This window comes from Dyadobacter jejuensis (assembly GCF_003149085.1).
GTDB lineage: Bacteria > Bacteroidota > Bacteroidia > Cytophagales > Spirosomataceae > Dyadobacter > Dyadobacter jejuensis.
On sequence record NZ_QGDT01000005.1, the window covers coordinates 1 to 13,438 of the forward strand.

Genomic DNA, 13,438 nt, shown 5'->3' on the forward strand with positions numbered 1-13,438 from the left:
ACAATTACCCAAAGGGGTCAATATGCTCCAGAATGAATCAAAAATAAATGTCTAGGGGGTCAATATACGCCAGAATGTCACTAGAAAACAAGCCAATAATGTGCTTTTAGCATTCATTATTACCCTGAGTACAAGGGGTCAACATGCTCCAGAATATCCAATAGGGTGGGAGGAAAAAGAAGCGAAGCCCAGGAATATCGCACTAGACCGAATAGCAAGTTTCAGGAAAACGGCCGTTGAGTTTGGGTATTCAAAGAGTTTTGATTTTAAGGGACACTTTAACGATTTTGTGGGGGTCACAAAGCACGATACCAACCCCAAAGTAATCGTGCAATTGAAGCTGACGAGCCTCAATAGGGCACAATATCTTATCACTAAGCCCATACATCCCACCCAGACGCACAGTAAAGACCCTCAAGGCAACTATATCTTTGAATTGCACGTAATACCGAATCGGGAGCTAGAAGCCAAAATATTAGAATTCGGCCCAGACATGGAAGTTCTGGAGCCGATTTGGTTACGGGAGCAGGTTGCCGATAAGGTGAGATGTATGTGGGCGTTATATTCCGACTGATTTAGAGTAGTTTTTCTATTTCTGCTTTTATGTCGTCGTAAATGCCGTATTCGGATTTTAGGTCGAATATTTGGTCCAGATCTGAGAAAAGGTTTTTGGCGGTATAGCCTTGTTCGTTTTCATTTAAGGTGGCATTTATTTGTGCAATGGTTGCTGAGCCTAAATTGTGAGCAATTTTATTTCTGAGCTTAGACAAGTACTCTAATTTGTCACCAACTTTTAAGTATATGTCAAGAATATTATCCTTTATGTACAAATGGTTTGTTTTGACTAATTCTGGTAGTAAAACCTTATATGCAAACCTATTTGGGTTTCTACTATCTATGGGTTCCCCATTAGACATTAGGGCCTTCCTAATTTTAGGAACAAACTCAAAATTAACGTCATTTAATTTTCTTTGGAATTTGGTTTCACCGATCTCGTTAGATCGACTTAATAGATAATCCATCTTACCAAAAACTTTTTCTATTTCTATTTTAAATAGACATTCGTTAAGTGTGTATAATCGCCATAAAAATTCTGTGTAGGCTTTTTGCTTAAAGTTGATTTTTGCAGCAAGGTACAGGTCCTGTAGCTTCAAGTTTGGAGTCGCAATAATTGGCTTGAATTGTGAGCTGGCAATAACATTAGTGTTAATAGCCAGTTCATCATATTGCAAATTTAATCGCTTATGACCATATTGAGCCAAATGATAAATCTCCTTTGGTCTCGATATCTCTTTATCAATCATTCCAAAATCGTAGTCATTCAGATGCTTCACGATTTTTTGCTTATTGAGATCATTTAAAAAATGCTTTGTGAATTTCAGTTCCCTAGGTGCTTGACCCTCCGATTTCTGGAATAGCTTAACTTTATTTTTGAAGGCTTGTAGCAATTGTAGCGTTACTGCATGGTTAATTTGGTCTATACCACCTTGCGGAAGTAAAAATATTTGGTTTACATTTTGAATGTCAGTCAGGAATAAGTTTTGCTTAATTTCTTTAAAATGAGAATATTGGAAATCAATATTTACTACTTCTGTTTGAATCGAATACTCGTCGAAATGTACTTTTGAGAAATCAGGATCTTCTGATAAATAATGATTAAGGATATCTTTAAAATACAGAGTATCGTCTAAATAATTCTTCGGATTTCTAATCCTTCCAGCGTCCCAATCGATCTGCTGATCTGTGTAAATCATAAGAAAGTAGTCAATCTGATGATCTCTGTTGGTTTGCTTAATAAAATCTTTCGTTAATGGGAAATCAATTACGGATTTAAATAAATGATAATTGTCCCGAATAGTTTGCCCACCTTCTCTCGGGGAAAATGTATAAAACTCTGGGAAGTTGAAATTCTCAACAACTTTTAATCTTATATTTCCCTTTTCTATAAACTGGTCTTTACCTTCTTTGTGTATCACAAATCCATTTTCAATAAGGTGCTCTTTTTTAATCTGAACATCTCTGGTACCGAGTGTAATTATTAGGTAGTTTTTCATAAAATGTATTTTTTGTATGGTTAGCTGATTTTGCCAACCAATTATTTTAAATCAATTGATCAATTTCATTCACGGCATACACCGTGGCATCTGTTTGGTTCTGAGATTCGGTCCCACCATACACCAGAATGCTTTGTGCATCGGGGACGATTTTTTCGAAGTATTTGAGACCTTTAAAAAATCGGAATTAATGGTTTTCCCAGCTTTTATTTCTACGGCTTTTAAGTTCATGCCATCCTGGATGAGCAGATCCACTTCATTTTGGTTGCTATCTCGCCAATAATAAATCTGTGGGCGTTTCCCTTGGTTGTAATGCATTTTCATTACCTCTAATATTACATTACCTAGAGCATATGAGTCGGTAAAGAAGGATCGGAGTTCGTTTTATTTGAATTTCTTGTATTTTACCTCCTTAATCTTTCCGTCTTTCCCCATCCGATGAACACTTACTATTGCTACTTTTCCAACAGGCTCTGGGGAGAGATACCCAATCATCGGAATTTGCTCTTCCAGCTGCCCATTAACAAATATTTTCATGATATTAGGCTTGCCTGAAACAACGATTTCGGCATCTATTTCCGCACCTACTTTAAGCTTGCCCTCGAATAGATTTGGTTTCTTTGCTTCGCTTTCAGCGAGGCGGAGGGCTTCTGCAGCGGCTTTCGCCTCTGCTTCCAGGCGTATCATTTCTTCTTTCTTGAATATTTCCTTGGCGAGGCGCTCATTTTCTGCTTTCAATAAGTCTTCAAGAGAAACCATAGTTAGTTTGACAAAGCCCATCGGTAGGAACTTCCACTGACCATTGCTGTCTTTTTCAAATGCCAATTTTCGTGATTTGTATTTTTGTTTACCAATGTCATTCCGTTTACATAGTTTACTTTTTAAATCACGATCTGTCCAAACTCCAATGTTCTGGAAGTAAGCGGTATCGCTTTTATCATACTGCCAATCACCAGTTATGCTATGAAACCCCGATCCAGCTGCCATTCGTAAAATACATTCTTTCGACGTATCCAGGTTTTTAATTTTCTGTCTCATCTCCTTAAGATCTTCTAAGAGTCGTGCTGTATTTTCATCAAAAGTGTATTTTTCGAAAAACTTGATTTCCTTTCCGAGAAAATCCAGTGTATGCTCATTGATCATTTTACAAAATTTTGTAAAGGAAAATGAGGTAAGCCAAGGCGCTGTGTGACTTGGAGGAGTTTTTATTTGCGTGTTTCTCCTAGATCCCAAGTAAAGTTGCTCAATGCTTTTTTTCTTAAATGAGACAGTTAGACCTCCTTTTGATCCAACTATTAAACTTTCATACATAGTGGTAAATCCGGAGGAATTAAATACCAAATTAGTTTTATTAATCCCATGTTTCCAGCCACCTTCCCATATTTGGTCATTGTTCTTATGAAGGTTAAATATCTTCGTCGAAGTCAGGAAGGTGTCTTCAAAATGGACATCCGTAAATTGGAAGAAACGCATAACGGAATTCTCGAAATCACCCAATGTATTTTTTACAATACTACTATTACCAGATATATGATTTAGCTTTGAAAAATATTTTAACAATATAGAACTTACCGACCCTTTTAGTGAACTCCCGGGTATGTAAGGCCTGCCATCGAACCCACCGCAGGTATGGCGCCTTATGTCATTGGAGGGACCTGCTGTAGATGGAAATGACTTGATCGTTAATGGTTCAAGTTTCTTACCATCCAACAAAGGGCTCATTGAATTGCCATTCACAAGTACTCTACTCAACTTTTCTGGGGTAACATCCTTACTTAATTTTACGAAATCTAGTATCCAGATTCTGCTATCTCTTATTACAAAATCTATATCCTTTCGCCAATGATTTTCGCCTGCCCCTCCAATATGTGTTGGGGTAATGATTTCCACCTGGAAATTCTGAGTTATCGTGCTGTCATCTGGTTTGATCATCGTTTTACAGGTAAGAATAAAGCCTTGCCCACCCGCCAAACGGGGTTGGTTACTTTATGGGGCAAAATAGCATTATCGGGTTTTAAATCTACTGTATTACCTTTGGAAATGAATTTGCTGATAGGTATTTTAAATACGGAACCTTCAAGAAACATGTAAACAGAACGTTTACGATACGTATTGTGAGGGTCACTCATCCATCCACCGCGCTTTATAATTTCGTAGCGGACAGCTTCATCAGAAATCATCTCCTTTAAGTCTTCTTTTGTTTCAGGGCAGAACAATGACATATTTATTGCGAAATCCGAAAAGTCCGGAAGCTCAAGATTCAATGAGCCAAATGACACATTGAATTGCCCGTTACCAACAGCGCGGTCGGTCCCAATTCCATTTTCAGCTAAAAGACGAAGCGCCGCTTTTACCTGCTTCTGAGCTTCTTCATTCTCATAATGAACCAAACAGAATAGCCCTGAACCTCTGGTAAAAAACAGTCTTTCCGTGTAAAAAGGAACGGTGTCTTCTGAGTCATTTCTCGGACGCTTGATTCTGTTTTGAACGTCGGTGGTCAAGAAATTTTTATTAATTGGCTCGTTTGTCTGATAACTTCCATGAACTGAATCAACCGTGCTCGTCAATGGTGTTTGATTGAGATAATGTTGAAAATGCCAAGCATCAACAAATTTGATTTTCTTGTAAATCTTAGCATCATCACTCTGATCTTTTTTGTTATCGGTGTTGGCAGGGAAAAAGGGTTTAGCAAAGAAATGCACTTTCTGTTTTGAACTGGTATTGAGCGTATACGGAAATAAGCTACTTAAAGTATAAGCCGGATTCTTTAAAATCCATTCTTCCTTGCCTAGGATTGCCCAGGATTGCATAATAGCAGCATACATAGTATCAGAATGCAAGGTTCTTTCGCTAATTCCGTAGTCAGATCGGGCATTGCTAACATGAAGTGGTGCGGTAAATTCGAAATAAATGACATCGAAGGTATGTTTCATATCAGGCAGTTTGATTCAAATATTCTGAAGCTGTTTTTACTATTTCTCCAGTCTGCCTCCATTCTACCTGTCCATAGCCACGTGTGCCACTTCCACCCAAATAATCATTTTGGAGCAAAGCCAAACCAGAATTGAGCAAAGCCAAAAACTTAGCAGTGTTGTCTTTGGAATCTTCCATAACATTGACAACAAATTCAATTTTAAATACAGCACCAGCAGGAACCCGTTCGATTTGACGGGGATGGTCTGCCGTGCCGGTTAACCGATTGATGACGTTTTCGAATTTTACTTCTGTATATGGCATATCGGTAAATTCAGAATTATATAACTTATCCGCCGATTCGATCGTTAGAGGTGCATCCCGAACTAAAATCCTAGCTGGATTATCTTTTGATCCAAAAAGGTAAGCCAGCAATTTTCCATTTTCTGATTTATAGTCTGTAAAGCTCGTATCTGCATTTTCACCCATTGCCACTTCAAGCAAACTCCGTAGCTTTCCCTTTAATGAGCTTCCGGGTATGTACGGCTGGTTGTTATCCTTTCTACGAATAATAGGACTGTCCACGCCACCGATTTCTACATTTTCCTTGCTGTCGCCAATGTGCATTCCGGAGAGTAACTTAAGTTCACCGGAAATAATTATTTTTTTGAATAACTTCATTTTTTGAAAATTAAGATTTGAAATTTATTGACCACCCGCTGCCTTATGATAAGCAACTATTGACTCGAGTACATTGACAAAATTCTGAAAGCGTGTCTTGTCCTCATTTATTTCTCTAATCAGTGGGCTCAATAACTCATAAAACTCTTTGATCTTAGTTTTGTTAGTATTGGATTTCTTATCGTAATCGCGCCCTACAGCATACGCAAGCTTAGGCTCTAATAAGATTATTTCGCCCTTGGATTTCTCGAACCCTGCTTGTATTTGTTTGATTGAACCAAATATTTTTCTGATTTGCGATGTGGAGACTTGATTTTTAATATCGTTTGTAGCGAGGTATGTGCCCCATTCCTTTACAAGTGTTAAATCCTTAATCCCATCTGTTAAGACTGAAATTGATATGTTTTTTGGCATAATTTAATATGGTTTAGAGTTAAATTCTGTTGTCTTTTAATTCCAACTCCGCCCATCGGCAGGCAACTATAAAAGTATCAAAGCGAATATTGGTATAAGTCTTGTCCTTATAGTCAAATTGATTGGTCATTAAAACACTCTCAATGACTTTCAGTGAATGGTTCTTTTTGGATGTTTCTTTAGTTTCATATCGTTTAAGCGAGTATGCGGCATTCCATCTCCATGATAAGTCAAGCAGTTTTTTGCCATCCCTATCTGTTCTATTTGATATTTCATACCAGTCAAAGACTTTATGTAGAATACCTTTTGACAGAATGGGCCGATTACCTTTTAAATTCTCTATCCAGAAATTTTTGATTGCTTCAATCGCTTTGAACTCCTCCCATCCAAATGGAATACCAAACAGGCAGAGTGCATTTTTCTTGGTTCCATCAGGTCTTGTAAAATCTTTTGCATTTTCCTCCGCAATACCGGCATCATGGGCTCCCTTGGCAATTGGGAACTTAGGTGTAACAATACTAATACCCGCCGAAATAGTAATATCACTCCGTCCTGTAAACTTTTTGAATTCTACTTGAACCTCATTTGCAAATGAGATTATTGAGTCCCATCGCCCCACCGCAAATATGTCATCACCCCCTGAATAAATAATATTTATCCAATCTTTGTATTGATCTTTGCCTCTTATGGTGTTTAGATATCCGCTGAAAAACCAATCAAGTTGGCCTGACAACGTAGCATAGGCAGAAAAACTGGCGCCTGCCGGATTAAATCCTTTTATAAAAAGCTGCCCCAATCCATCTACATCCATTCGAAGAATAGCAATTCTGTTAAAATTTCCATGACTTTTCCCTTTAACAATAGGAGAGTTGTCACGGACATGGTCTTCTCGCTCAATCCCGGCCAATTGCTCAAAAGTTTTTGTATTACCTTTTGAATCCAAAGCCATTTCGCTTCCTCCATAAAACCGATAGGAATAGGAAGTTCTCAGTGCGGAAACAGGTTTCAGAAAGTCGATCTCCCCTTTTACGGTGAGGCAAACCTCTGCATTTTCTGTTGAGACGATTTTATTATCACCGATGATCCAGTAATCACGTCCATTTAAGGATCCGAATTTATTCTTGGGCAGATTTGGTTGTTCTGAACTACTAAAAACTATAAAGTGATTTTTTGACAGCGCTTCGCCAATTTTCTTTTGTTCAAGAATTTGTGGGGAGATTTTTACCTCATCGTCGATCTGGGTAATTCCCTTTTCTACTTCGTCTCCGGTTACTGAACATATTTCGGTTAAACCGCCCATACCAACTCCCTTATCATGAAAAAAGCTCTCAAAATCATCCTTTAACAGTTCCTTAAATTTCTGGTACTTCGTTTCAGCCGTTTTTTCACTAACAGATCGCCATAAATCACCTAGAAACACAGGCTTTTCTGAGCCTTTTATCCAAATAGTTGGAAGGGAATTGCCGTTGGAATTCATTTTCTTCAAATCTTTATCATAGGCAAACGCATCATACCCCATGCAGATGTAAATGTTTCCTTTATACTTCTCCCAGATAGCTTTCTTGATTTTTGTCTCAATATTCAACAAATCAGTTCTGACCTTCTTTGTATTTGGAAGTAGCATGAAAAATTTTCCACCACTACTGTAAATGACATGGCTCAAGGAGGTTTCTGTTTGATTGACAATTGTATAAGCTATTTCATCCAGCATCAATTGCAACGAAAACGAACGACCTTTTAGGCTTTTTCCGGCATATTTGGAGGAGATGTCATATATGAACTTTTGAATACCCGAGGTATCCACACTAAGAAGTAAAAGCGGTAAATGTCCGGTTTTCAGACTCAAACGTCTGTTGTAGACGAAGCAATCTGGATTCTCTATCTCATAATCATATAGTGATTGTGTGATAGCTGCAGTAATTTTCAAATGGTCAAAAAGACTGTTATCAGAAAAGTCCACGGTTGATGCCGGAATACACCAGCAATATTTTTTTAGCAAATAATGAAGGGACCTATTAAAAGCAGATAATGAATCAGTAGGTAACTTTTTAAATTCTGAGGAAAAGAGTGACCATAATACAGTGTACTCCTCCTGAGACACACCGTTTTCATATCTTTCTTCAGAAGGAAAGAGGGTATTTTTCAACGATAATTTTTCTAGGCCAAAGGCGGAGGCTTTAACTGGTTTTTGGGAAAGTTTTCGGTTTTTATCGTATACATTCAAGTTTCCGAAAATATTGATAAGTGGCTCTTCTTTGAATTTAAGCTTCCCTCTTTTAACATCATTTTCGAAATCCTTATCATCGGATCTATCAATGCCACTAGCCCACCAGTCGGCAAACTGTATGAGAGCTTGTAACTTGGACTCAGGTTTGTGATGATGAATTGAGAGATTCACCAAATTATCAACTGACTCTTTATCATAAATTCCAATTTTTTCAAATGTCTCTAAGTTCTCTTCAAAAAAGAGCTGAGTCCAAATAACGTGTTGGTATTTGAAGTAGCCTTCCTGAGAGGTTGGACAAATGTTTCCTGCGTTACCGATGATATATGGATACTTTTCTAAATATTTTGACGTATTGTAGGACACATCCGCCCGTTGCCAAAACTTTCCAATATCATGCAGCAAAGCTGCCAAATAAACCATATCGCGTTCTGCTGCCATTATCTCTTCTCTTTAATAGTGGATACCGTACCAAAGCCCAGGCTTACCCCTTTGCCTAGCCCAATAAAGTCGGGGAGGAAGACGTTGGTACGAAAATTAATGTCGAATGCCATAAGCTTTTGCGACTTGTAGGGGACTATTTTGGATTTGATTACCTCGTCGATCCGTAAATGAACGGTATGCTCTATAGCCCATTTCAAGCCTTTGGCCAACGAGATAATATTCGCCTTCAAAATGTTTTCAAGGAAGTCCACTTTTTCAAATTCGCTTCTAATATTCTTGTATTTTTCGTAATTCTCTTGACTGAGTGCTAGCCAGTTGTACATCCTATAGTTAAAGGTCTTCTCCCAAACTTGCATGGTGTACTGGTTCATTTGTAGGTTTTTGACCGTTAAGGTTACCGGCCTATCACCAATATGAATGGTAAGGTCGGAGTTTTGAAATAGATGATGTATCTCGTCTACTCCATAGTCTATACAAATGATAGCGGGGTTGCGCCCGATCCGTTTATACTGGATGACGGGGTAGCCATATAACAGCTCCCTGTCGTTGAGGTGGTTGTGGAAGTGAATGTTCTCCAATCCAGCTTTAGAAGCGACTGCCCCGCGGAAGGCAGGTAGTTCGTAGGCTTCAATTTCAGTATCAAACTGTATGCGTAAGAATCTAATTTTTTTCAATATTGTAGGCTAAGGTCAATGGCAAAAACCTAAAAATAAAACTATTTAGAGATTTTTCACGAACCGTTTAATAAATAGTCCTGGTTTTTCATCCTTCTATATTAACTTAAGTTACATACTGGATGAGGCCAATTAGGGGATTTTGATTCGAAACAATACGGCCTCTGCAATTATAAGTTGTTCATTTTCAATCCTATGGAATAGCCCAGTCGTACCCCGCCCGACCACCTGGCCCTCTGAGGAATTTTTATTACAATTCGGAAACTTTTTTTGTTTTCTGGATGGGAGAGGGGGGGCGCCCCTGTTTGGGTTTGGGATGATGGCATCAGGTTGGGCTTGTTGGTTGCCTTCCTGTCCTGGTAGGATGGGGGGGGCACCGCCGACCCCTGGGGAGGTCCTAGGCCCGTGTGGCGGCTCCTTTTATTCTGGATAGTCCCGCTGTTGGGTGGGCAGTTTACCTACAGCTTAATTCTATAATTTTCTTTGCCATTATTTAAGTATATTTTTTGCTTTATTTTTGAGAATAACCCCTTGTTTTTAAGCTGAAATGTTAAATTATGACCTGAGCATCATGTCGTGATGAATGCATCCAAAACGGCCGCAATCTTAAAGGAGGCTTTGCATAATTATATGGGTTGGGAGGTTTATACGCATCATGAACAGCTAATAAAATGAAAGAAGATACTTTAAACATGGTCTCCCTACAGGAGAAGTCATTGCGGTATAGAAGAAATATACTTAAGTATATCTACCATGCTAAAGCGGGGCATACGGGAGGGAGTTTGTCGATCGTCGATATCCTGAATGTGCTCTATAACGAGGGGATGAATATTACTCCTGAGAACTTTGACTCTAGGCTGCGCGGAAGGGGCATTGCGTGGAAGCGCTGAATGTAGGGCTGGCCGATAAGGGTTTTTTCCCAGAAGAGGACCTGCTCACCCTTTGTAAGTATGACTCCCCTTATATCGGTCACCCCACCAAATATGTGCATGGTATCGAACAAAACACCGGTGGCTTGGGGCATGGACTTTTGATGTGTGCGGGTATGGCTTTAGCCGCCAAAAAAGACCATTCTAATGTAAAGGTATATACCATCCTGGGAGATGGTGAGATGGCCGAAGGGTCTAACTGGGAAGCGTTGATGTTTGCCGCTCACTTTAAGTTGGATAACCTTTGCGCAGTATTGGATGATAACAAACTTCAAATTACTAGCTCCAATGCTGAAGTGATGGGCTTGGAGCCTATCGATAAAAAACTAGAGGCTTTTGGCTGGGCGGTCAAGCATGTAGATGGTCATAACCTGGAAGAGCTAACCGAAACCTTTAAAAGTATGCCTTTTGAAGTGGGAAAGCCCTCCTTTGTAATCGCACACACGACCAAAGGACAGGGGATTAGCTATATGGAAAATGTGCTCAAATGGCACCATGGAGTGCCCACAGCCGAGCAATACGACCTGGCTATGGCCGAACTGGTCTAGCACGTCACTTAATACAATTAATTCGAGGGCGTGCCAAAGGCTATAAAATCTTAAGGTGCCAGATGACGATAGGGGTAAAAGCTGCTAATTTTTGAATTGTATTATAATTATAATTAATTATAAAATCCTTTTTCAGTGCGCCTTTATGTTGGGCCTATCGAGCGAGCAGATAGCTTAATGCCTAGTGGCCTACATCCAGGAAAGGTTTATAGTTGGAGAGCCGTATCATTCGCTTTAACTACAACAAACGCGAGTAAGTCAAATTTAGAAATATTTTCAGAGACCTTGCAAAGTTGGCTGAAACAGATCCTGAAATAACCGTCGTTACCAGCGATTCGTGTGGGTCGGGAAAACTGGTGCCCTTGGGAGAGAATTTTCCCGATCAGATTGTTGAAATGGGTATTGCCGAACAAAACCTGGTGGCAGATGGAGCGTAGGGCTTCTATTGAAGGCATGATCTTTGGTACCACGCAAAATCATATTGTATGGGCTGCCCTTGAAAGTATTCCCTACCAAATCAAGGAGGTGATAGAGGCCATGTGCCAGGATATTGATGCTGACCTAAAGGGGATATCCGTGAATGGAGGCCTCACCAAAAATGGATTCGTCATCCGATTCTTAGTCGATTTACTAGGTTTAACCCTTAAAAAGCTAGAAAACCCAGACATTTCGGCCTTAGGAGCCGCTTATCTCTCCGGTTTAGAAAGCGGAGTCCTTAGAAGTATTGACCAAATAAAGCAGCTAAATGCTCAGAAAACGAGTGTCATTGTTCCTGATATGGCTAATGACGTGGTTGCTAAAAGATATGCGGGGTGGTTGGAGCGGATTTGCTGGTTTACCAAAATATCCCTGAAGTAGCTCTTACAGGAAACCACCATTCGGAGTTTTCGTTTTTCACCGTTCGAAAATGTTTCCGAATGTATACCCCGTTTTATGGCATTAATATTTAAGACCCCCAAAGTCCTTGTAAAATAGGATACCGAATGATATCAATTTCTTTGTAAAAATTTAGCGAGGAAGCTCCTTAACGGAACTTCCTCGTTCAATAGGGGAGGCCGCGACCCTTAGGGCTGCACCTCCACGATCACCCGTTTATAACGGGTGAGTGCCGGTTGGCCGCTATCGGTTACGGCGACTATAAAATGCATGGTTCCTTGTTGTCCCTTTTTTGGGGCCAGGAACGAAGCCTTGGCTTGGTCGGCATTTTCTATTTCTAAGGGGTTGCCGGTAAGGGTGGTAGAAAGGGTGAGGGTGCCTACCTCTCCATAATACATCCATTGGTAACTCAGAGCGTCTCCGTCCGGATCGGTGGAACCTTCGGCATTGAGGGTGATTTTGTCCCCCGCTTTGGCCTTGATATAGGCCGGCGACACGAGGCTGACCACGGGTGGGTGGTTGGCGGCTTCATAGGGCTTGATAGTCCAGTCCATACGGGCTTCAAAGTCATTTTGGTAGGCCTCTCTCCAGCGCCAAATCGTTTCCTGGTTTCCGGTATGCCAGCTGCTGTCCATCCCAAATACTTCGTCCTGGGCATTAGTCCATAATGGACGTGTTTCTGGTTCTAAAAACCATTTTTCGGTACGGGGTTGGTACAGTTCATAGCGCCCTCCCCAGCTGCCCCAGTTGGGGTGCTCGGAATTGCCCAGTCCATTATTGATCAAATACATAAAGCTGGGCGAGTCGCCTTCCATCAAGAACTTCATCCAGGGATACTGCGCCCCGAGTGGGCCTTTGTTGCGGATATGGGAATCCAGCCATGGGTTGTCGACAATGGGGAAGTTGCCACCAGCAAATCGCCCATGAAAGCGGTCGCCACTAATACCCGTCCAAGTGGCATGGTGGTAGCCATCCAAAGTGTGAAATCCCGGACTGGCGATATAAAACAGATCCTTAAAGGTCTTACGAATCCACGGGCCGGAGTCGTCTTGATCGGAGATGGTATAGACCCGTAGTTTGGAAACGAACTTTTGTAATTCATTACTGCTGCGGGTGGCCTTTACCTTCCATAGCGCCTGTGCCAGACAGTTGGGGCCTCCCCAGGCCAACACCCATACCGGGCGGTTGTCGGAACGGTCTACCGATTTGATGATCTGTTCGGAACCCTCAGAGTCCATGCCTTTCCCTACGGCATGCATGCCGTAGTCGGCCTTTCCTTCTTTGATCAGCGGTATTAGTTTGTCGACGGTGGGATAGCCTATTTCGTGTTTTTCAAGATTGGGTTGCACCTGTCCATAAGTCTCCACGATTTCTTTAATTCGCCAGGTTGCTAATTCTTTTTTTTGATGCACGGAGGTCGTGGCTATCAATCCTTCTATGTCGAAATGGTTGGCATAGGTCAAGAAACGGACCAAAGACATGGCGTCGTCGGGTTCGTTTTCAATGTCGGTCAATACGATCACCCTTGGCTTGGTATCGGTATGTTGAGCGTTCAAAAATGCCCCTTGCAGGACCAGGAAAAGGATGCAAATGTTCTGTTTAATTTTCATTGATTTACATTTTTAAGTATCATGTTACTATGTTATTTAGCCCCTAGTTGGTCAACGTCATGAATGCCGAT

At 40.6% G+C, this 13,438-nt stretch carries 14 protein-coding genes; 5 read left to right on the forward strand and 9 right to left on the reverse strand.

Annotation, left to right across the window (positions count from 1 at the left end; translation table 11 throughout):
• The first annotated feature begins 100 nt into the window (after positions 1 to 100).
• Positions 101 to 574, forward strand: a complete 474-nt coding sequence (locus tag CLV98_RS11310) for a helix-turn-helix transcriptional regulator (RefSeq protein ID WP_158281235.1) — start codon at positions 101 to 103, stop codon at positions 572 to 574.
• Position 575: 1 nt separating this feature from the next.
• Here the strand turns inward: CLV98_RS11310 and CLV98_RS11315 are convergent, their stop codons facing one another.
• The 8 genes from CLV98_RS11315 to CLV98_RS11350 form a co-directional block, all read right to left on the reverse strand.
• Positions 576 to 2,054, reverse strand: coding sequence for a hypothetical protein (locus CLV98_RS11315; RefSeq protein ID WP_109674460.1), 1,479 nt, complete (start codon positions 2,052 to 2,054; stop codon positions 576 to 578).
• 69 nt (positions 2,055 to 2,123) lie between these two features.
• A complete protein-coding gene (locus tag CLV98_RS24175; protein ID WP_374755186.1) occupies positions 2,124 to 2,390 on the reverse strand; it encodes a DUF4143 domain-containing protein in 267 nt (88 codons plus the stop codon).
• Between the two features lie 48 nt (positions 2,391 to 2,438).
• On the reverse strand, positions 2,439 to 3,986 hold the full coding sequence (gene csm5, locus CLV98_RS11325; RefSeq protein ID WP_109674462.1) for a type III-A CRISPR-associated RAMP protein Csm5: 1,548 nt from the start codon (positions 3,984 to 3,986) through the stop codon (positions 2,439 to 2,441).
• Complete coding sequence (csm4, locus tag CLV98_RS11330) at positions 3,983 to 4,987, reverse strand: type III-A CRISPR-associated RAMP protein Csm4 (RefSeq protein ID WP_109674463.1); 1,005 nt, start codon at positions 4,985 to 4,987, stop codon at positions 3,983 to 3,985. The genes csm5 and csm4 overlap by 4 nt, the downstream gene beginning before the upstream one ends.
• A 1-nt stretch (position 4,988) precedes the next feature.
• On the reverse strand, positions 4,989 to 5,648 hold the full coding sequence (gene csm3, locus CLV98_RS11335; RefSeq protein ID WP_109674464.1) for a type III-A CRISPR-associated RAMP protein Csm3: 660 nt from the start codon (positions 5,646 to 5,648) through the stop codon (positions 4,989 to 4,991).
• A gap of 24 nt (positions 5,649 to 5,672) precedes the next feature.
• A complete protein-coding gene (gene csm2 / locus CLV98_RS11340) occupies positions 5,673 to 6,062 on the reverse strand; it encodes a type III-A CRISPR-associated protein Csm2 (protein WP_109674465.1) in 390 nt (129 codons plus the stop codon).
• A gap of 19 nt (positions 6,063 to 6,081) precedes the next feature.
• Complete coding sequence (gene cas10 / locus CLV98_RS11345; RefSeq protein WP_109674466.1) at positions 6,082 to 8,727, reverse strand: type III-A CRISPR-associated protein Cas10/Csm1; 2,646 nt, start codon at positions 8,725 to 8,727, stop codon at positions 6,082 to 6,084.
• Positions 8,727 to 9,404 (reverse strand): CRISPR-associated endonuclease Cas6, encoded by a 678-nt coding sequence (locus CLV98_RS11350; protein ID WP_229203323.1) that lies wholly within the window; start codon positions 9,402 to 9,404, stop codon positions 8,727 to 8,729. Before CLV98_RS11350 ends, cas10 begins: the two co-directional genes overlap by 1 nt.
• Before the next feature lie 671 nt (positions 9,405 to 10,075).
• Here CLV98_RS11350 and CLV98_RS24060 point away from each other — a divergent pair.
• The 4 genes from CLV98_RS24060 to CLV98_RS11365 all read left to right on the forward strand — a co-directional run bounded on the left by CLV98_RS24060 (position 10,076) and on the right by CLV98_RS11365 (position 11,739).
• A complete protein-coding gene (locus tag CLV98_RS24060) occupies positions 10,076 to 10,294 on the forward strand; it encodes a hypothetical protein (protein WP_310588713.1) in 219 nt (72 codons plus the stop codon).
• Positions 10,282 to 10,881, forward strand: a complete 600-nt coding sequence (locus CLV98_RS11355; RefSeq protein ID WP_310588714.1) for a transketolase — start codon at positions 10,282 to 10,284, stop codon at positions 10,879 to 10,881. The genes CLV98_RS24060 and CLV98_RS11355 overlap by 13 nt, the downstream gene beginning before the upstream one ends.
• A 293-nt stretch (positions 10,882 to 11,174) precedes the next feature.
• Positions 11,175 to 11,318: a hypothetical protein gene (locus CLV98_RS11360; RefSeq protein ID WP_310588715.1), complete on the forward strand. Its 144-nt coding sequence runs from the start codon at positions 11,175 to 11,177 to the stop codon at positions 11,316 to 11,318.
• Positions 11,308 to 11,739, forward strand: a complete 432-nt coding sequence (locus CLV98_RS11365; RefSeq protein WP_109674468.1) for an FGGY-family carbohydrate kinase — start codon at positions 11,308 to 11,310, stop codon at positions 11,737 to 11,739. The genes CLV98_RS11360 and CLV98_RS11365 overlap by 11 nt, the downstream gene beginning before the upstream one ends.
• A gap of 206 nt (positions 11,740 to 11,945) precedes the next feature.
• Here CLV98_RS11365 and CLV98_RS11370 read toward each other — a convergent pair whose 3' ends face one another.
• Positions 11,946 to 13,367, reverse strand: a complete 1,422-nt coding sequence (locus CLV98_RS11370) for a DUF1593 domain-containing protein (RefSeq protein WP_109674469.1) — start codon at positions 13,365 to 13,367, stop codon at positions 11,946 to 11,948.
• Positions 13,368 to 13,438: the final 71 nt, after the last annotated feature.